Genomic DNA, 18394 nt, shown 5'->3' with positions numbered 1-18394 from the left:
TGGTGGGTGGTGGCCGGGTCCCAGTAGGTACCCGGCCACCGTTGTGGGGTGTCAGGCCGCCGGTTGGATTGCTCCGAGGCGGGTGTCGAAGAGTGCTTCGGCGCGGTGGATCAGGTGCTCGGGGACATCGGTGTCGTAGTCGTGCTCGGCCCGTCCGAGGAACACGGCGGTTCCGGCGACGTCGGGCAGGTCGAGCCCGGTGTCGTGGAGCAGCTGCGCGGCCCGGACGTTCGGCCCCAGCCCAGCGGTGTGCTGGTCGGCGTTCAGGTACACGTGCCAGTCGCCCCGGGCGACGCATTCCAGCCCGCCCCCAAGGAGGACTTCCAGGCTGCCGTGCCGTGCGTCGAGGTTTGTAACGGTGACCGCCCCGCTAAGCCGCGCGGGGATGATCAGCGCAATGCATTTGTGAATCATGGTTTTTTCCTTTGCTGAGGATTCGGTGAGGGAGCGGCGTTACCCGGCCAGCTACTTCCTTTCCTCCCCCGTTGTTTTTTGGCTGCTGGCGAAGCTTGCGGAGCTGTGGCCGACGGAGGCCTGTCTACCCTTGGCAAGGACCGTGGAATCTGCGAGGAAATCAGCGACGAAGGAGCGCCGTAGCCGATTCCGCGGGCCGCAGGACCCGGAGGAACGGAGGGGCTAGACAGGCTGGAGCGGACACGTACAATCCGAAGGACAGCAGCCAAAAAACGTCGTAGACACAAAGGACCGGACACGGCGGAGCTCTGCGACGTCGGGGCCGGGCCCAACAGCCGGCCGCCCCAGCGGACGCCCGATCATCAGTTGCTTGGCGCTCTTAGTGTCAGGGGGACACAGATGGGCCTCAGAAGTCTCTTTAAGCGAAAAGCCGTAACCACCGCACGTGTGATCCCTGTTCAGGCGGCCACCGCCGGCCAGGACGAGCCCTTGCCGCCGGAACGCCCGGAGGAGGAGCTCCAGGCTGCCTGGGTTGAACTGACTGCGGCAGCCGGACGCTCAAAGGTGACCAGCTTCTACGCCTGCACACGGACTGGCCGGCCTTGGACGGAAGACCCGGCAGCCGTCAGGGCTGTCGCAGCCGCACTCCGTGAATTCCCGGTCTCGGACGGCCAGTAAACGACATAGCGGCCAGCGGGCCTGGTTGCAGCGCAGCGGAAGCCAGGCCAAGAACGGGTTGTGCCCACTGTGGACAGGTGGAGCCCTCCGCACAGCTCAAAGCTGTCCCCATTGGCGTGCAACCCGTTCCTGTCGGTGCCCTCCCCTATCCTGAACACCTGCGGCCGAGTGGCCGCATTTTAGTGGGGTGTCGATTCGAATATGTGTTCTAAGGTTGTGGTATGGGACCCGAACAAGCGAGCCAGCTGCAGGCGCAGTATGCGCGGCGTGCCGGCCCGATTGGTTTGACGGTGGAAGAGCTCGATTTCGAGCACTTCCCGTCCAAGAACGGCTTCCCCGGAATCCCCGTGAAGGCGTGGATCCGGTTCCCGAACTGCGCGGAGCTGGTAGACGGCGAGGTGTACGCCTGGACCTCGAAGGCGGCCGAAGTGACATGGAAGGACGGGCCGGTGACCTACCGGACGTGGGTGTGGAGTTCGGCGGTGACCCGCCGCGAAGATTTGAACAGAGCGAACTTGGGAGAACGGGCAGACCGTGACAGCAACAGCAAGTGAAACAACCCTGGACGTCCCGGTGGACGTCCGGTTCACCCCGGCCGGCAACCCGCTGGCTGTCCGGTACAACGGCCGCATATGGGCCGTCATGGCCGAACCCGTGCACTGGTTTACCAGAGACGCATGGTGGGACACACGGCGCACCGCGGCCGTGGGCAGCGGTGACCTGGTGAGCGTCGAATACTGGAGGGTTCAGGTCGGCCTGGCGTCGAACTCGGCCTTACGTACGTTCAGGCTGCGCCGTGATCCGCTCTCCAGCCAGTGGCACCTGGAGTCCATCACCGACGGCTATAGGCAACGGTGAAACCGGGCCGCGAACCAATCAGCAATCACACATGGGGGGCCATCAGGGCGGAATTTACCCTGCCTTCCCTGGGGCAGGTCCGCCGCCGGGCGTTCGAACCATGGGCTCATGACGAGAGTTTCTCATAGGGGCAGTCCCACGGCTCTCCCTGAATCCCAGCGCAGCCCCATAAAGGTGCATAAAGGTGTATCCAAAAATATGGATACGCGTTTATAGTGACTGATATGGAAAGCGCACTCAACCCGTATTCTCCCGGATCAGGCCGACGTCCTTTTGAACTCGCGGGCAGGGAAGGCGAGATCGACGCGTTCGATCTCCTCCTTGCAAAGACCCGTCAGCGTCGCCCTGACCGCGGAATCGTGCTTCATGGACTGCGCGGGGTGGGCAAGACCGTGCTCTTGAATGAGTTCCGGAGGCAGGCAGAACATGCCGAATTCATGGTGGTGTCCCTGGAAGGGCGCGACGCCGAGGGCGGTCCGGAAGCCGTGCGTGCCAAGCTCGCACGGAACCTGCTTCAGGCCGGCCGCAAACTCAACCGACGCGGGGCCGGCGCCAGGCTCATTGCTGCACTTGGGAGCGTCGCTTCGTTTTCAGCCAAACTCGGGGTCAGCGGAATCGACATTGGCGTGAACCTCAACCAGGGACGTGCCGACTCCGGGTCCATCGAAGTAGACCTGGAGGAACTCGTCGAGGACCTCTGCGGAGCGCTGGCGGAAAACAGGACCGGCCTGGTCTTCATCATTGACGAGATGCAGGACCTCGATGACGGGCTGATCACCGCACTACTCAGCGCCCAACACCTGGCAAACCAGCGTGAATGGCCCTTCTACATTGCCGGGGCAGGACTGCCCAACCTCCCTTCCGTCCTGAGCGAAGCGCGCTCCTATGCAGAGCGGATCTTCAACTACCGCAGCATCGGCGCCCTGACCCGAGAGGCCGCCGAATCCGCCCTCGTGGTACCTGCATCGCGGTACGGGGCATCTTTCGCCCCCGAGGCAAAAGAGCTACTGCTCACCGCCTCCGGCGGGTACCCCTATTTCCTCCAGGAGTACGGCTACGCGGCCTGGGAAACCGCCCCAGAAAAACTCGTGACCCTGGGCGACGCTGAAATTGCTGTCGAAATAGGACGCGCACAGCTGGATCAGGGTTTCTTCCCCTCCCGGTGGAAACGGGCCTCGAAGGCAGAGAAGACCTTCCTCCGACTAATGGCCGACGACGGAGACGCCGGATCCAGCACAGCTGAACTCGCCCTCAGAGCTCAGAAGAAGCAAAGCTCCATGACCATGACCCGAGCTTCACTGATTGAAAAGGGCATCATCTACTCACCCGCGCTGGGTACGGTCGCCTTCACAGTCCCCGGGATGGCTGATTACGTCAAGCGCCTCAGGGATTAGCGCCGCCCACCTCGACCTCGGGAAATTGCGCCCCCGCATTTCGTCAGCCAGCACAACCTCGCAACGAGGTAGCCGCCGCGGATCACGTGCCTCCGACGACCGGCTTACCAGTTCAGGTATTGAGCCGATATATGGATTTCCTTACGTCGCGGATAACTCTATATTTGGCCGGAAACGCTTAGGTGCCGGCAAGAGCGGCGATGACGACAATGACGGTAAGGGCCGCCAGTATGGCCAGCACGAGGTATCCGAGCCATTTGGGGCGCTGTCGATGGGGGTTGATGTCGATGTAGGGCATGGTCGGCGGCTACTGCTCTTGGCTCGAGAGGGCCGCGTGCTTCCGCTTCGTATGTCGCATCAGGACCAGGTGGGCGGAGAACGCCAGCACAAAAGAGGCGCTGAGGAAGACGGCGAGACCGGTGACATAGCGGAGGAAATCCATCACAAAGGCGCCTTTCAGTAGGCCAACCCGCCGATCCTAACCGGAGAGAACCCCAATACACAGTCAAGCTCAAGATGACCCGTAGAGAGGCTCAAGATTTGCTCAACAATGCCTTTGAAAGGCGATGTGTCGGAGTCTGCGCACCTATGGCCTCGTCGGTGCCAGGCCTTCGGTATATGGCTAGGGGGGAGGTAATGGGCCGCCGCGGACGGAGGCGCTCAGGACTGGTCGTAGATCTCGCGGGCACGCTTCATGGCCTGCCTGGAGATTTTCGCGAGCCTGTCCCGGCCGGTAGTTCTGTATAGGTCATAGGCCCACTCGAATTCTGCTGCGGCGTCGCGGTATAGCGCCTCGTCGAAGAGGCGTCGCCCGATCTGGTGCCGCACCAGCGCTTCGCGTGCGCGGGTGTTTGCCAAGCGGAGGGCTTCCTCGTGCAATTTGGCCGCTTCATGCCACCTGTACTGTCGCTGATAGGCCTGGGCAAGAACGAGCAGGGGCCGGAACCGGTCCTGTGCTTCCCCCAGCAGGCGTCGTCCTTCGGCCACGGCTTCCTCGTCCCGGCCGAGCAGGGAAAGGATCCATACGCGCTCAAGTGGCGGACATCCTTCGAGTCTGCTTTCCACAGCGGCGCGGTCCAGGAGCACATCGCGCAGAGTGGCAGGATCAGTACGCCAAATCTCCGCTTCACCGCCCACCGAACACGCGACCTCCCCGACTCGATTTAAGGACCTGCCGGTGGCGCGGCGGGCCCGACGGACGTTTGGTCCAGCCAGTCCAATGCTCTCACGCACACTGCAGCGGGCCTCCAGGCGAGGGTACCGCCGGGCATCAGGGATTGCCGAAGCATTCAGAAACAGCGTGTTTCACATCATTTGGTGCCAGAAGGATTAGAGTCGAATCACTCCTTGGGATTCACACCTTACGGAGTAACTGTGGCGGCCAACTGCCGCAGCCAGGTCGGTTCTTGGGGGACCTTATGACGCATCAAACACTGGCTGGCGACGACGGCGCCGTCGAACTTTCCGGCGGCGTGCTGTACCTGCGGTGGAGCAGTGGGGCTGTTGTGACGGAAGAGGATGCCCGTGCCGTGACGTCGAAGGTCAGCGCTCTTTGTTCGAGCCGTCCTCGCCCCATGCTCGTCGACGTGACCCGGATTGGAGGGCTGGAGCATAGGGCCCGGACCGTGTTTGCTGGCGCCTGGCCACTGACCCGCGTGGCGGTGGTAGGGGCTTCGCCTGTGGACCGGGTCATCGTGGACTTCTACGTGGCCAGGCATTCCCCGGTCTGCCCCACCAAGTTCTTCGCCTCCTTCGCAGATGCCATGAAATGGCTGGGCGTTCACGCCGGCCAGGTGAAGACGCCGCAGAGCGGGCTCCTGACGGCCTGGGACACCAGGCATCAGCCCGTCCGTGGCGGCTCACGGGGCGACCGGGACGCGGACATGATGCTGACTGTTCTGCTGAAACGGACCGAAGGGATCATCAGCGACACCCAAGCGGTGGCGAACGGGATGCCGCTCTTCGTGGTGGAAGCAGAACTAACCCAAAGACTCCAGGCTGTCCTCCCGGGAGTCCGTTTCACCGCCCAGGACATCAGGGCCTGGGCGGCAGAGATCTCCAGCTGACCAGGGGAACATGTTCCGAAAGGTCGCTGTCTGAAGTCGTTGCCGGGTAGTCGGACAGGGATGGCATGCCATGATCGAATGGTCCGGAATCCTGATATCGTCCGGAGGCGGTTCGGGACTTTGCCGGTCCGTTCCGCGTGCTGAAAATCCTGGGCTCAGCTCAATATGCCCAGACCCGAGTGCACGCCAGTTCGGGCCTTCTTCCGGGACAGAAAAACAGTTCACCCAAAGGCCCGTTGTTCCTTGTAACTTAGGGAGTGTGCTGTGAATATCGGGTCCGCGCTGGGCTGACGTGGATTCACGGGTGACCGTGGGGGTCCATGAGTGACTTAGGCGTGGCTGTAGTTATTGAAGACGACGCCGATATGCGGAACCTGATCGAGGGTGTGCTCCTGCAGTCAGGTTTTGAAGTCCACACAGCGACCTGCGGGCGCGATGGCGTTGAAATGGTTCGGGACCAGAGTCCCGATGTCGTGACTCTGGATGTGGGTCTGCCGGACATCGACGGGTTTGAGGTCCTGCGCCGCATCCGCGGCTTCAGCAGCGCTTATGTGGTCATGCTCACCGGGAGGACCGAGGAGACCGATCTGCTCACTGCCCTTCACGGCGGAGCCGATGATTACATCACCAAACCGTTCCGGCCGCGGGAAATGCGGGCGAGAATCTCGGCGATGATGCGCCGGCAGCAGCCGCAGACACCGGTAGGAGCCCCTTCAGAAGCGCAGTCGGAGTCCTCGCCGGCGAAGGAGGGTGGCAGCGAGTCGGTGCTGCGGCACAACGGCTTGGCTCTGGACAGCAGGAGCCGGACAGCCTCCGTCAGTGGGGCGGCCTTGGAACTGACGCGAAGCGAGTTCGACCTGATGCAGGAGCTGCTTCGTGGGGCAGGAGCGGTCGTGACGAAAGCCGAGCTCGTCCGTGCCGTCCGAGGCAGCTACTACGACCAGGATGCCTTCATCGGTGACTCCGATGAACGGGCCGTGGAGGTGCATGTCGCGAATATCCGCCGCAAGCTCCGCGATGACCCGGATTCGCCGCGCTGGCTGCTGACGGTCCGGGGAGTGGGATACCGGTTGGCCAAGCCCCGCTGAAGGGGCAGCCCGAACTGAACGGGGAACATGGGCCTTCCGCGGCTATCCGCCCGCCTGAACGTACCGCGACTGAAGTTCTTTTACCGTCGCTTGGCCGAGGACTGAAATGAAGGCCAGGAATGACAGTCCAGCACGCAGATCGCCTTTACGTAGGGTAATTTCCAGTGCCCCCGCGAGACGCGCCAGGCGCAGTCCGCCGACCATGGCGGATGATACTTTCAGGCTGATCACCGCATCAAGGGCTGCGGAATGATCCTCCCGCTCGAGTGAATCGAGGAGGCAGCGCTCCCGCAGCCTCCACATGACGGCATAGTCATTGGCAAAACTCCAGGCCATCTCCGGCTGCCCAAGCTCGTCTTCCAGGTCCTGAAGGACCGCCGCGTCCACCAACGGCAGCTCCTGATCATCTAGAGTCAGGACGCCGCTCTCGAGTTCATTGGAATGTGCCGCTGCACCGAAGATGTACGTGCCGGTGTCGCCGGAGCCGGCTGCTGCTGAATGGGCCATCCGTTAACGCTACGTGCACATTTCACTGCAGGGCCTGACATCGGAGGATATTGCGTAAAGCTTGGGGTTTCCTTGATGGGGGAAGCTCGCCCATGGTCGAATCGGACTGGAACCGCAACGGTGTGAGACCTTCATCGTCCGAAAGGAAACGTTATCTACCGCTACCGCAGGTGATCTGACACTGCCCCGCCCGAGCCTGACCGAGCTGGTAAACGCTGAGTCATGAACCCGACACCCGGTCTCACCATTCGATCCGTCAACCAATGGCTAGGAATCTTGCACGCGGTGAGCATGCCGCACAGGCCCGCTGGCGTCGATGTTGTTCGACTCCGAAGGTAGTCTGTGATGCACAGCCGTCCAGGGGGAACCGCTATGACAAATGATCAGATCGTGAAATGGCAGTGCGATAAGTGTGGCGAGGATGTTGCAGGCTCGGAAGGCTACCTTTCCGTTGACATGCCGGCCGTCAATCTGGCTGAGCGGGCCCGGCAGGAGCGGGAGATCCATCCGGACACGCCTGGACCGCGCGGACTCGAGCTCACACCGGATACGACAGGGCAGCCCCAAAAGGTTCAGTGGCGGGTGTACCACAGCGCCTGTGACCCTGACTCGGCCAGCATGAGCTACAGCATCGACGTGGCAGACGTAGCAGCTGTTTCCCGGATACTGGCCTGGACACTGCATTTCATGGACACCAAGAACTGGATCAGGCATACCGACTGGACGTCCTTCGTGCGCGGCAGAACAGGGGTCGACCTGAGAGAGGAACGGACCTAGCAGAGGCGCCAGGCGATCCGGGCCCGCTCTGGTGAGTCGTCCTGCTTCCGACATAGTCAAAAAATGAGCGCCTACACACCTGGCGACCGAGTAATGGCCCCGGCCGACTATCTGTCACCCTGGACACCCTGGCCGGACAGGTGAATGTCTCGGATGCCCTTGGAAGTTGAGTTGACGGAAAGCCTCAATGACGGAAACTAGGCGGGCAGCCCCGAATCCGGAATGGGTGCAGATGTACCGGCAAGGCATCCCTTCGCCGGCGATCGCTGCCGCAGCAGGTGTAGGGAAAAGCACCGTCCGCTACCACCTCCACATCGCAGCCCAGGCCGACCCATCCATTCGGAATGAGCATCGGGCAGCGGCCGGCACACCGGTCCAACCTACCGGCGCGGGTCTGCGGAACATGGAAGACCTCATCGACCTCTACACAACGGAGGGCAGACTCCCCTCATTCAAGGGCACAGCACCCGGGGAACGGGCACTGGCGGTATGGCTGCAGCGACGGCGGCAGGACGCCATCCGGGGCGCCCTCTCCCCCATCTACAGGGACGGCCTGAAGGCAATTCCCGGCTGGGATCAACAGCCGAGCCGTAAAGCCAAGGATGAAGCACGCTGGCACCAGCGCCTGGCCGAGTTGATGGACTACATAGCAGCCGGCAACGACTGGCCCCGGCACAAAGGGACCGAGACCGATCAAGAGCGGACCCTGGGCGTGTGGCTACACAGCCAACGGATGAAGCACCGAAGACGCGAACTGGATCCGGACAAGGAAACGCAACTGAATACGGATCTTCCCGGATGGCGGGCCGGGAGGGTGCGCGGGCGCAAAGCCCCGCGCAAAAATCCTATTAACCCCTACCACTAGCGCCCCAGCTGCGCGAGGACTTTTCACCGTTCGAGGTCGCGGTCCCTCTTTGGTTGAGGTTGATGCGGGCGACTGTGAACGGGCTCGGCTGGGCCCGGTGAAGTCCCTGGGCGTTGAGGGAACGAGGCGCGGTGGAGCTTCTGCATCCGCTGGAGCTCCGGGTCTACCTGGACCTCAGGCTCTGCCGTCATCGCCTGCGTAGGTTGTCCCGCCGGTTTGGAGGCTTCGGCCATCAGCTGGTCTATGCGGGCTGTCTCGGTTCTTGCGTTTTTCAGGGCGGCGGCGTGCTTGAACGGTTCGGTGAGGGCCTTATCGGCTTGCTCGATCCTGGCGAGAGCTTCGCTTCTGCGTTCTTCGACGTCGGCTGCCAGTTTCGGCAGGGAAGAAATCCTGTTTTCAAGCTGGCGGATGGTACCGACGTCGGCGGAAAGTATGCTTCTTCGGCCGATCTGTGTGGTGGCTCGGGGCACGCCATGGACGCGGACTTCTACCGTGGCGCGGTCCAGGTCCATGGCTGGCATCAGCTTGGCGCGGAGGTCGTGACCCCCGACTGTTGCTATGACGCCCAGTTCGTCGTAGCCGTACAGGTTGACCAGGCGGTGGCTGTTGCGCCCCGCCCAGGCCTGCAGTGCTTCGGCCGCGTCGTTTCTGGTGTCGAGGGTTTTCCCGTCGACCTGGATGGTGAAGGCTTCGCGGGCTGTTGACTGGATACGTTCGATTCCCTGGCGGATCAGTGGCAGGTCGGCGTCGGCTGCGTCGACGGCGTTCTGTTCTCCGCGCTTGGTGTGGGAGACGGCGACGAGGTTGCGGTTATAGGCGCGGTCCAGTCTGCTGAGCCGGGCGAGTTCCTGGTCTGCTACGGCCTTTTCCAGTACCAGCGGGTTTCCGCTGGTGATGGCTTTTGCCTGGGCGAAGTTCAGGGTGTTGTCGCCGATGTCCTCGATTTCGCGGACGTCCAGCCGGCCCTTCATGATCTGGTTGATGAAGCGGGATTTGCGCTCGAGTCCTTGCCACATGAAGGAGTCGAAGGATCCCTTGGCCACGACCTGGGTGATGCGGACCTCGGGGTTCTGGTTTCCTTGGCGGACGATGCGGCCGTGGCGTTGTTCGACGTCGGCCGGACGCCAAGGTGCGTCCATGTCGACAAGGTGGATGGCGCGCTTCTGGATGTTGGTGCCGACCCCCATTTTCAGCGTTGATCCTACGAGGACGGCTATTTGGCCGGAACGGGCGGCGGCGAACAGCCGGCCTTTTTCGGTGTCGTTTTTGGCGTCGTGCATGAACTTCACCATGTGTTCGGGCACTCCCCTGCGGCGCAGCTGGTCCTTCAGTTCGCCGTAGACGTTCCAGCGTTCGGAGGGGGTTCCGAGGTCGCAGAACACGATCTGCAGGGCACCGGGCACCGGGTCCGGCTCCCCAGTGGAAGGGTCGGTGTAGATGCGGTCCTTGTTCTCCTGATAGACGCTGGCCAGCAGGTCAGCCGTGGCGCTGACCTTGGTCGGGCCCGTCTGGATCATGGCGGGGTCCACCAGGCGCATGTCCAGGGCGGCTTTGCGGCCGTCGGAGGACACCTTGAGCATGTTGTCTTCCTCTGAGGGCACGAGACGGCCCTGGATTCGATCCACGCGTTCCCCGATGTCCTGGATGTAGGCCTTCAGTTCCGGGCTGGGGTCCACGGCGAGCATGTGGGGCTGGCGCGGCCCGTCACCGGGCCGGGGTGCAAGGTCTGGGGTTGGCAGTTTCAGGTCTTCAGCGGTCTTCACGTCCGCGAATGTGTGGAACATCTTCAAGAGTTCCGGAACGTTCTGGAACTTTGCGAAGCGGCTCTTGAGCTTGAACCTGTCGCCGCCGGCCACGGACAGTTCCATCTCTTCCACGACCTGCCCGAAGGTGGCTGCCCAGGTGTTGAAGTCGTGGATGCCGGCGCTTTTGAGGAGGTCAGGGCGCAGGTAGCGCTGCATCACGTACATTTCCGTCACGGAGTTGGCGATGGGCGTGGCGGTGGCGCCGGTAATGACTCTGCGGCCTTCCCGTTCCCGCAGGAACTCGACCTTCATATGCAGGTCGGTGGCGCGCTGGGATCCCTGGATCGCGGCGCCCGGGATGTTGCTGGGGGTTTCGAGGTTCTTGTAGTCGTGGAGTTCGTCCACGACGAGGTAGTCGATGCCGGTTTCCTCGAAGCTGATGCCGGGGTCGGCGGGGGTGTCGAGCTTGGCTTTGAACCGTTCTTCCTGAGTCAGGACGAGTTTTTCCAGGCGTTTGACGATGCTGGCGTTGGCTTTGCCGTTTTCCTGGCCGTTCTCCTTTGCCGCTTCCAGTTCCGCCCGCATCTGGGCGACTTCGGTCTGCATGTAGGCGGTCTCGGCCTCGGGGCTGAGGCTGATCCGTTGAAAGGCGGAGCGGGTCATGATGACCGCATCCCATTCGTTCGCCGCTGCGCGGGCCACGAACTCCCGGCGCTTGTCCTTGACCAGATCGTTTGATGATGCGGCCAGGATCCGGGCCTGCGGGTAGATCTGGAGCCATTCGCGGGCGAACTGTTCAAGCATGTGGTTGGGAATGACCACCGCGGGCTTGTTAACCATGCCCAGGCGACGCAGCTCCATCGCGCCGATGACCATTTCGGCCGTCTTTCCGGCACCGACTTGGTGGAACAGGCCGACGGCCGGTTCTGACAGCATCCGGGCCACGGCAGCGCGCTGGTGCGGCCGGGGCGCGAAGTCCTTGGCCATGCCCGGCAGGGTCAGTCGGTCCCCTTCGGTGCTGTAGTCGCGCAGGACGATGGAGTTGAAGCGGCGGTTGTACTCATCGATCAGCCGTGTTGCGCGTTCTGGTTCCTCCCAGACCCACTCGCTGAAGCGTTCCTGGAGCAGTTGCGCTTTTTCTTGGGCGGCGGCGGTTTCGGTGGGGTTCAGGATGCGGCGGTTGTCCTCGCCTTCGTCCGTGACGCGGACGGGGCGCTGTTCCAGGGCCTGCTTGATGATGTCCGAGGCCGGCATCCTTTGGGTGCCCCAGGTGCTGGTGGCAGCCAGCGTGTGCCGGTTGGCTTTGACTTCCCACATGGAGCCGGCGGCGTTGGAGACGGTGGCGTAGGGGTCGTTCAGGATTTCCTGGACGAATGCCTGGTGCGTTGGGGCGTCGATCCACACGGCTCCGAGGCGGGCTTCCACTTCGTCCATGCCCAGCGGCTGCGGGATTGCCTCGGTGAGGGCGCGGACGTTGGTGGTGAACCGTTCATCGGTCAGTGCTGCTGCCCGGGCCACGTCCAGCTTCTCGCGGACGTTTCCGGACAGGTATTCGGCCCTCGTCTGATACGTGGTTTCGTTGCCGGGGATTTCGTAGATGCTCTCTCCCAGCGCTTGCCGGGTTTCTTCCGGGCCGAGGCCCAGGAGGCTGGCGGCGTAGTCGAGGTCCACGCTTCCTACGGTGTCGAGGGTGACGGCGAGGGCTTCCTCGGCCGTGTCTACACCGAGGACTGGTCTGCGGGGCTGGACTTGGCGTGTGGAGAGCAGGGCGGCCGGTGTGGCCTTCTGGGTTCCGTCGTCGAAGTTCTCCAGGGCCATCACCAGCGGTCCGAAGGGGTCTTGGCGGAGGGTCGCAACGGCCCGGGGCGTGACCCGGGACTGGATGGCTTCTCCAGTGGCTTCATCCACGCGCCCGGTGTTCCGGAGCGTGAAGCGGTTGATCGGGCCGTAGGTGCCAAGGTAGCCCTCGTAGGAGGACTTCAACCCCTGGCGCATCGCGTCGATCTCTGCGGTGTCGTCCCGGTTTTCGGCTTCGGCTCCCAGGAGCTGCCGGGCCTGGTCGCGCAGTTCCAGCAGCAGGCTCAGTTCACGGGTCTGGGTCTTGGGGACGGCCAGGTCGATGTGCTGGCCGTTTTGGACAACGGTGAAGCCGGTCTCGGCGGCCGCGATGTGGCCTTCCCACTCGTGGCTCGCTGCGGGGATGTAGGCGGCGCGTTGCTGTTCCTGGTCGGTGGTCCGTTCGGAGAAGATCATGCCGTCCCGGCGTGCTTCGGCCACGATGCTGGCCAGGGCGGCGTCCAGCTGGGCCGGGACGGCGGTGAGGTCATCGGCGGTGAGTTGGAGGGTTTCGGCCCCGTACATGCCGTGGGAGACGTGCAGCTCACCCAACAGCCGGTCCGGGTGCTCGTCGAAGTAGGAGTTCAGGCGCGTGATCGTTCCATCGATCCTGCGGGCACTGACGGTTTCCCAGAGCGTGGAGGCCGGCTCCTGGGCGGATTCCCTCCGCCGGAAGATCAGCAGGTCTGTCATGGCGTCGGTGCCTGCGGCTTTGCGGTGTGAGCCGGTGGGCAGCCTGACGGCGCCGACGAGATCCGCGAGCTGGTTCATTTCCCGACGCGCGGCGGGGTTGGTCGCGTCGAGGGTGAAGCTGGAGGTCAGCACGGCCACCATGCCACCAGGGCGTGTGAGCGCCAGGGACTTGAGGATGAAGTGGTTATGGATCGAATGGCCGGCAGCGTTGTGCCGGGGGTCGTGCAGGGTGACGTTGGCGAAGGGCACGTTGCCTATTGCCATGTCAAAGTGGCCGGAGGGCAGCCTGGTGTCCGCAAAGGATTCAGACCGGATACTGGCCTCGGGGTAAAGGGCCTGGGAAATCTTTGCGGTGATCGGGTCCAGCTCGACACCGGTCATGGCGGCGTTGTCGGGTGCAAATCCTACGAATGTCCCAACGCCTGAGCCCGGTTCCAGGACACTACCGCCGTCGAAGCCCAACTGCCGCACTGCTGCCCAGATGGACTGCACGTAGGCGGCGTCGGTGTAGTGGGCATTGATTGTGGTCCGGCGGGCAGCGTCGTACTCGGAGACAGAGAGCAGGCTGCGAAGGTGCTGGCGGTCAGGCTCGTACTCTCCCCGACCCTCGTCGAAGATTTGGAAGACGCCCTGGGCGCCCCAGCTCCCCCACCGAGCAAGCGAACTTCGCTCGATGTCCGTCGCTGGCCGGCCCTCGGATTCGAGAGTGCGCAGGATTTCCAGCGCTTCAAGATTGGCCCGGATACGTGATCGTGCCCCGGACGGCGCCATGTCGTCCTGGGAGGCCGGACGGAAGCGGTCCGACAGGCCGGTTACAGTTGCCGGCGCAGGTCCTCCGCTTCGGCCTTCCAATCCAGGTACTGCTGCAGCTCCGGATTCACGTTCTCCTCGTCCTCTTCCGTCGCCGGTGGTGCCAGGAGGTCGTGGCTGACTATTTCCTCGGCTTGGTTCTTGGCTGCGTTCAACCGGCCGACTTTCTCGAAGTAGCTCTCCCCTGCCGGGTCCGGGCCCGCCAGCTTCGTTTGCAGTTCCGCGATCTGCTCCGCTGCCTGCTCCCCCAGCTGGGTGAAGAACTCGTCCTGGTCCGGGATCTGAGAATAGTGTGTCGGACTGGCTTGCTGCCACGCCTTCTGTGCCTGCATGCCGTACTTGTTCATTTCGGTCCTCCTCTGGTGCCGCCCACAGAGCCTCAAAGCTCAGCTGGCCATCTACTTGCTTCTTTCGCCCTGCCATCGACATGTCCCCTTACCCAGAATGGTTCAGGGCCACGCTAGCTCGATTGGCGCCGCATCACCTGTCAAGCCTGCGATGAGTTACCGGCGGATTTGGGGAGACGTTAAATAATTCCGTCTGGGCATAATTATTTATTTAGGCGGTCTCTTATCGCTTCATCAAGGAAGTCTGTGATCGTTAGTCCGGCGGCCTCGATGTAGGCGTCCATTTCATCGCGGAGTTCGATCTCAATCTTGGATGAAAATGGCTCCATCCTTCTCTTACTCCTTGGGCGCCCCGGTCCGGGCCCTTTCGTAACAGCGGAAGCAGGTGGCGCCTTGACCGCCCGCGCTTCGGTGGCCGGCTCCGCATCGGGCTTCGGATCCGCTGTTTCCGCCTTGGTGGAAGTAAGGACATCAACGACATCTGCTGCCGGGGCCTTACGAATGGATGATTTCCTTTCCACAGCCATTTAGTTCACCCCATCCAGGTAACGTGCATGAGCGACGAACTTCTCAGTCATGATGACCGCTCCCCTGCTGTTCAGTTTTGTCAGCGGCGCTCTGCTGCTGATCGAGTCCTGCATCGCTGTCCTCAGTGGCAGGTGCGGCGCCTTCACGTCACGGCCATATTCGGCCTCCAGTTCGCCTATCTGGAATGCGTGCTCGCCGGTTAGCGGCGAGCTGGTTTTGTTGATGATGATGCCTATGAATTCCAAGGCTGGGTTCAGATGGGGCAGCGACTGCACCTTCTTGACAGTTTCCAAGAACTCCGTCACACCCTTCACGGAGAAGGCGGCCGGTTCCGTGACCACCAGAACTCGGTCAGCCCAGATCAATCCATTCAGGGTCAGCCTTCCCAAGGCCGGCGGCAAATCAATGAGGATATGGTCGTATGCTTCCAGCTCCTCCGCTCCCCAGGCTGCTGCCTTGAGTCGCATCTCTGGTGTCATGATGCTTTCTGATTCCAGCCGAGCCAACGACTCGGAGCTGGGGATGAGGTCAATACCCGCCCACGAGGTTGTAGTGATCGCCTGGCCGAGGGTGCCTGCTTCTCCCCCGTAGAGGACATCAAAGATGTCAAACTCCCCGGCCCCTTCCAGCGCATCGGTGACGTTGGCTTGGGGGTCCAGGTCGATGACCAGGACCTTTTTCCCGATAAGCCTCAGTCCTGTGGCAAGGCCCAGGGTTACGGACGTCTTGCCCACCCCGCCCTTTCGGTTTCCTATGGCGGTCACTCTCATGGTCGATCCCCTCTCAATTAAATACAGACTGACAGATTGATAGATGTTCGTCAATCAATCTATCTGTCAATACATCCATCATGCTATCAATCAGTCAATCTAACAATCAATCTGTCATGACATATTTATTCTCGTTTGAAATAATTCTGTCATGACAGAATGACAGCACGTTCACAGGGCTGCTAGGACACTCCTAGCAGTTGCGCCCAGCCCACGTCCTGCTCCGTCAAGGCCCAGTACTCGTCTTGCTCGGGGTCGTGGACGTCATTCTCATCTATTCGGGTGCTGTGCCGGTCCAACCATGCCTGCCATGCAGCACGTTCTCTGCGGTGACGCGAGACCTGCTCTTCGAAGTCCTCCAGTGCGCCCAATCGGCGGGCCAGTGCTTTAAGGTTGGCGCCGGCCGTAACTCTCCATTCACGGCCGGCCCGGTGGATCATGCGGACGGCGAGCAATGCCGCCAGGGCATTGTCTACCGCGGTTCGGGAGTATCCGGTGGCTCTGGTGATGCCGGCGGTAGTGGGGGAGAGGCGTGAGCGTTCGATTGCTTCGTACACCAGAGCCGCAGTGTCACCGAGGCTACGAAATACTGGTCTGACGCCGTAGATCTTTCCCTGGCGCCAAGACAGGTCTTTAGCCAGCTTGCGGTAGGACTCGGGCAGCTGGATGAGGTAGACGTCCGCGTTTCGCCCGCGCGCATCTGCGACTTTCGTCAGAATCCCATCGGACGCTGCAGCGAGAACTGGTAACAGCCTGGCGATTGTCGCATGGTGTTTGCCGTTCGCCGCAGCGAACGTCCTGCAGCCGACGTCAAGGACGTCGCGGCCAGTCGTCCGTACGTAACCCAACACTGACCGGAACAGGAGCCTTAGCCCGGTACTCTCGCGGCCGTAGTTCTTGATGAGCTTCTGGTCCAAGACAGCGTAGAGGACGTTCTCTACGTCATTGGCAAGCTGCTGGACAGCAGCAGTGCTAGAGCGCTCGGATAGCCCCCCCTGTGAGTATTCAGGGTGGCTTGTGTCGTTAATGTGGGCACTTTGTGAACCCCTTCCCGCTGCTGTGCTTTTTGCGGTGAAGGTGACTGCCCGGGAGAACTCTTTCTCCAGTAGTCGGTCGGCTTTTGATCCGTACAGTGCAGCGAGGCCGGGGTAGCGGTCTGTCATGGCAGCACGTACGTCCTGGGCGGTGTGTCCCGAGGCCGCCATGGAGCAGAGGATGGCCATGCGTGCCTCTGAAGGGCTGGCATAGCTTCCGGAGTCATAGAGGCCAGTACGGGCCATCCTGCGGACGGCAGTCTCTCTCGCTGGAGCGGGAAAGGTGAGGCCGGCCGGCGTTGCCGCAAGCCGGCTCCGGCGACGGTTCTCCTGGAGGCGCCGGAGCTCCGGAGCGAGTGCGTGCCGCAGCCGGGCTACGACCGTACCCGGGTTGCGGCGACGCAGAATGTCATAAGCCGCGGTCAGTGGAGTCACGAGTACTTGGTGGCCCCCGCTTTTGTGCGTGGATCCAGGGACGCGGATGCAGCCGTCCGTTACGTTCTGGTGGGGACCGGGGTCCAGGCTGGGACACGTCAGTGCCAGGGCTTCGACTAGTGCTCGCGCCTGGGCGCCGTCGAGCCGTTCAGACAGCGGGACATAAAGGTGGCGGCCGCCGCTGGGGGAGAAGTCCTCAACGAAGCGCAGGCCGCATTTCTCCAGCAACGCGGAGAGGCGTGCAGCGTCCGATCGCACGACAGCAGGAGCTGCCTTGGAGGTATCGAGGTCCAAGCAAAGCGTGGCCACGGAGCCATCGGGGCCGTGGACCATGACTGCTGCCGGCGTTTGCGGCAGGTGGCGGGTGATTCTGGGATGGTTCTTGGGTCGGGGGTACTGGAAGCGGTCACCTATCCACCGGCCCAGCCGGTATGTGGACTGCCCGGCGATGAGCGGAGCTAGGATCCACGCCTGTTCGGGCGTAACTTGACAGCCGACACTCGGTAGAGCGTGCATTGACTCGGAATCGGGTTCAGGTACGATGAGACCAGTTCCTCTCCACTGGATGGGTACGACAAGATCCACCCACTGGGTGGGTGTTGGCTAAAAAGTTCAGATCTCATCCCGCCAAGAACAGGATCTGAACGCATACTTTTGAAGGCCCGCCTAGTGCGGGCCTTCAGTTTTTAACTGGCCTTAGAAGTGAACAGGTCCTCCGGTAGTTGAGCGCGGTCAAACCATGTGGGGATGCCATCCTGTGCGATTTCATCGCGCAGGTGCTTCAGTACAACTTCCATGACTTCGCTCTGGGACATCCCTAAGCGATTACCCAAGGCGACGACGAGCTGCTTATCTTCGCTAGGAACACTTGTCACCAGCTGGACATTGTCCAAGCCTGTCCCGCGCTTGCGACGAAGGGGTGTAGTAGTCATAGCGCCAAAATTAGCGTTAACGCTAAGGATTAAGTGGGAGATGCAGCGTCTGGCGTGTCGATAGTTGTACTTACCGCTTAGTTGAGACCCAACGCTCGGCCTAGTTCCACGTACCGCTGTTCGACTTCAGAACCAACCAGGGTGTACCTGACCCGCATGCCGTTTCGTTCTTCCGTGGCTGGCGGATCCTCGAGCACAACACCCTCATCCGCGAGCAACTGCAGGTTGTGCTTGGCCGTCGCCACCCCAATCTCCAGGGCTTTTGCTACATCGCTTCGCGTGGAGGGTCCGTGTTCCCTCAGATGCCCAATGATTGCAACCTTCGTCAGATTGCCGAAGGCGTTAATGACCCGCTCCAAGGAAGCAGCTGTGTTGGGTCGAACGTATCGGGGCATAGGGACAATCTTGCCGTATCCACAGGTCTATAAGCATGACTAGAGAATAGCGGATAATTAAACTAGCCGCTATGCTCGTCTATGTGCCGCGAGTTGATCCGCATGAGCGGTAGTTCGATATCGAGGGGGACCAATGGAATCGAGGAACTTCAGGCGGCCCTTTCTCTTGCTGGCCAGCCGAGGAAGCGCACCGCCCTACGTCTGCAGGCTCCTTGCGAGTGT

19 protein-coding genes are annotated in these 18394 nt (G+C 62.1%); 8 read left to right on the top strand and 11 right to left on the bottom strand.

Annotated elements, in window-relative coordinates; all coding sequences use genetic code 11:
* Positions 1-51 precede the first annotated feature (51 nt).
* Positions 52-414 (bottom strand): DUF3846 domain-containing protein, encoded by a 363-nt coding sequence (locus tag QFZ40_RS21400; protein ID WP_306907050.1) that lies wholly within the window; start codon positions 412-414, stop codon positions 52-54.
* 447 nt (positions 415-861) lie between these two features.
* On the opposite strand from QFZ40_RS21400, the gene QFZ40_RS21395 reads away from it, so the two are divergent.
* From QFZ40_RS21395 to QFZ40_RS21380, 4 genes are all read left to right on the top strand, one after another.
* Positions 862-1092, top strand: a complete 231-nt coding sequence (locus QFZ40_RS21395) for a hypothetical protein (protein WP_306907049.1) — start codon at positions 862-864, stop codon at positions 1090-1092.
* Positions 1093-1313: 221 nt separating this feature from the next.
* Complete coding sequence (locus QFZ40_RS21390; RefSeq protein WP_306907048.1) at positions 1314-1646, top strand: hypothetical protein; 333 nt, start codon at positions 1314-1316, stop codon at positions 1644-1646.
* Positions 1627-1950, top strand: coding sequence for a hypothetical protein (locus QFZ40_RS21385; protein ID WP_306907047.1), 324 nt, complete (start codon positions 1627-1629; stop codon positions 1948-1950). Before QFZ40_RS21390 ends, QFZ40_RS21385 begins: the two co-directional genes overlap by 20 nt.
* Before the next feature lie 224 nt (positions 1951-2174).
* The gene (locus QFZ40_RS21380; RefSeq protein WP_306907046.1) at positions 2175-3344 is read left to right on the top strand and encodes an ATP-binding protein; all 1170 of its coding nucleotides are present in this window, start codon (positions 2175-2177) and stop codon (positions 3342-3344) included.
* Positions 3345-3651: 307 nt separating this feature from the next.
* On the opposite strand, the gene QFZ40_RS21375 is transcribed toward QFZ40_RS21380, so the two are convergent.
* Positions 3652-3789 carry a hypothetical protein gene (locus tag QFZ40_RS21375; RefSeq protein ID WP_306907045.1) on the bottom strand — a complete coding sequence of 46 codons (138 nt, stop codon included), beginning with the start codon at positions 3787-3789 and terminating at the stop codon, positions 3652-3654.
* Between the two features lie 215 nt (positions 3790-4004).
* Positions 4005-4481: a hypothetical protein gene (locus QFZ40_RS21370; RefSeq protein WP_306907044.1), complete on the bottom strand. Its 477-nt coding sequence runs from the start codon at positions 4479-4481 to the stop codon at positions 4005-4007.
* 281 nt (positions 4482-4762) lie between these two features.
* On the opposite strand from QFZ40_RS21370, the gene QFZ40_RS21365 reads away from it, so the two are divergent.
* On the top strand, positions 4763-5410 hold the full coding sequence (locus QFZ40_RS21365; RefSeq protein WP_306907043.1) for an STAS/SEC14 domain-containing protein: 648 nt from the start codon (positions 4763-4765) through the stop codon (positions 5408-5410).
* A gap of 320 nt (positions 5411-5730) precedes the next feature.
* Positions 5731-6498: a response regulator transcription factor gene (locus QFZ40_RS21360; protein ID WP_306907042.1), complete on the top strand. Its 768-nt coding sequence runs from the start codon at positions 5731-5733 to the stop codon at positions 6496-6498.
* Between the two features lie 42 nt (positions 6499-6540).
* Here the strand turns inward: QFZ40_RS21360 and QFZ40_RS21355 are convergent, their stop codons facing one another.
* Entirely contained in the window at positions 6541-7005 is a 465-nt protein-coding gene (locus tag QFZ40_RS21355) for an Hpt domain-containing protein (RefSeq protein WP_306907041.1), read from the bottom strand.
* A 372-nt stretch (positions 7006-7377) separates the two neighbouring features.
* Between QFZ40_RS21355 and QFZ40_RS21350 the strand changes: the two genes are divergently transcribed.
* Both QFZ40_RS21350 and QFZ40_RS21345 read left to right on the top strand, forming a co-directional pair.
* Positions 7378-7782: a hypothetical protein gene (locus QFZ40_RS21350; RefSeq protein ID WP_306907040.1), complete on the top strand. Its 405-nt coding sequence runs from the start codon at positions 7378-7380 to the stop codon at positions 7780-7782.
* A gap of 187 nt (positions 7783-7969) precedes the next feature.
* Positions 7970-8647, top strand: a complete 678-nt coding sequence (locus QFZ40_RS21345; protein ID WP_306907039.1) for a helicase associated domain-containing protein — start codon at positions 7970-7972, stop codon at positions 8645-8647.
* Between the two features lie 23 nt (positions 8648-8670).
* Here QFZ40_RS21345 and QFZ40_RS21340 read toward each other — a convergent pair whose 3' ends face one another.
* The 7 genes from QFZ40_RS21340 to QFZ40_RS21310 all read right to left on the bottom strand — a co-directional run bounded on the left by QFZ40_RS21340 (position 8671) and on the right by QFZ40_RS21310 (position 18172).
* Positions 8671-13692, bottom strand: a complete 5022-nt coding sequence (locus QFZ40_RS21340; protein ID WP_306907038.1) for a helicase-related protein — start codon at positions 13690-13692, stop codon at positions 8671-8673.
* A gap of 41 nt (positions 13693-13733) precedes the next feature.
* Positions 13734-14078 carry a TnpV protein gene (locus QFZ40_RS21335; RefSeq protein ID WP_306907037.1) on the bottom strand — a complete coding sequence of 115 codons (345 nt, stop codon included), beginning with the start codon at positions 14076-14078 and terminating at the stop codon, positions 13734-13736.
* A gap of 203 nt (positions 14079-14281) precedes the next feature.
* Positions 14282-14605, bottom strand: a complete 324-nt coding sequence (locus tag QFZ40_RS21330) for a hypothetical protein (RefSeq protein WP_306907036.1) — start codon at positions 14603-14605, stop codon at positions 14282-14284.
* A complete protein-coding gene (locus tag QFZ40_RS21325; protein WP_306907086.1) occupies positions 14606-15376 on the bottom strand; it encodes a ParA family protein in 771 nt (256 codons plus the stop codon).
* A gap of 182 nt (positions 15377-15558) precedes the next feature.
* Entirely contained in the window at positions 15559-17154 is a 1596-nt protein-coding gene (locus QFZ40_RS21320; RefSeq protein WP_306907035.1) for a hypothetical protein, read from the bottom strand.
* A 377-nt stretch (positions 17155-17531) separates the two neighbouring features.
* A complete protein-coding gene (locus tag QFZ40_RS21315) occupies positions 17532-17777 on the bottom strand; it encodes a hypothetical protein (protein WP_306907034.1) in 246 nt (81 codons plus the stop codon).
* A gap of 77 nt (positions 17778-17854) precedes the next feature.
* Positions 17855-18172, bottom strand: coding sequence for a helix-turn-helix domain-containing protein (locus tag QFZ40_RS21310; protein WP_306907033.1), 318 nt, complete (start codon positions 18170-18172; stop codon positions 17855-17857).
* Positions 18173-18394 lie beyond the last annotated feature (222 nt).

The organism is Arthrobacter pascens (assembly GCF_030816475.1).
Lineage (GTDB): Bacteria > Actinomycetota > Actinomycetes > Actinomycetales > Micrococcaceae > Arthrobacter > Arthrobacter pascens_B.
The sequence above is the reverse complement of the archived record's forward strand: the minus strand, read 5'-3'. Positions and strand labels throughout refer to the sequence as shown.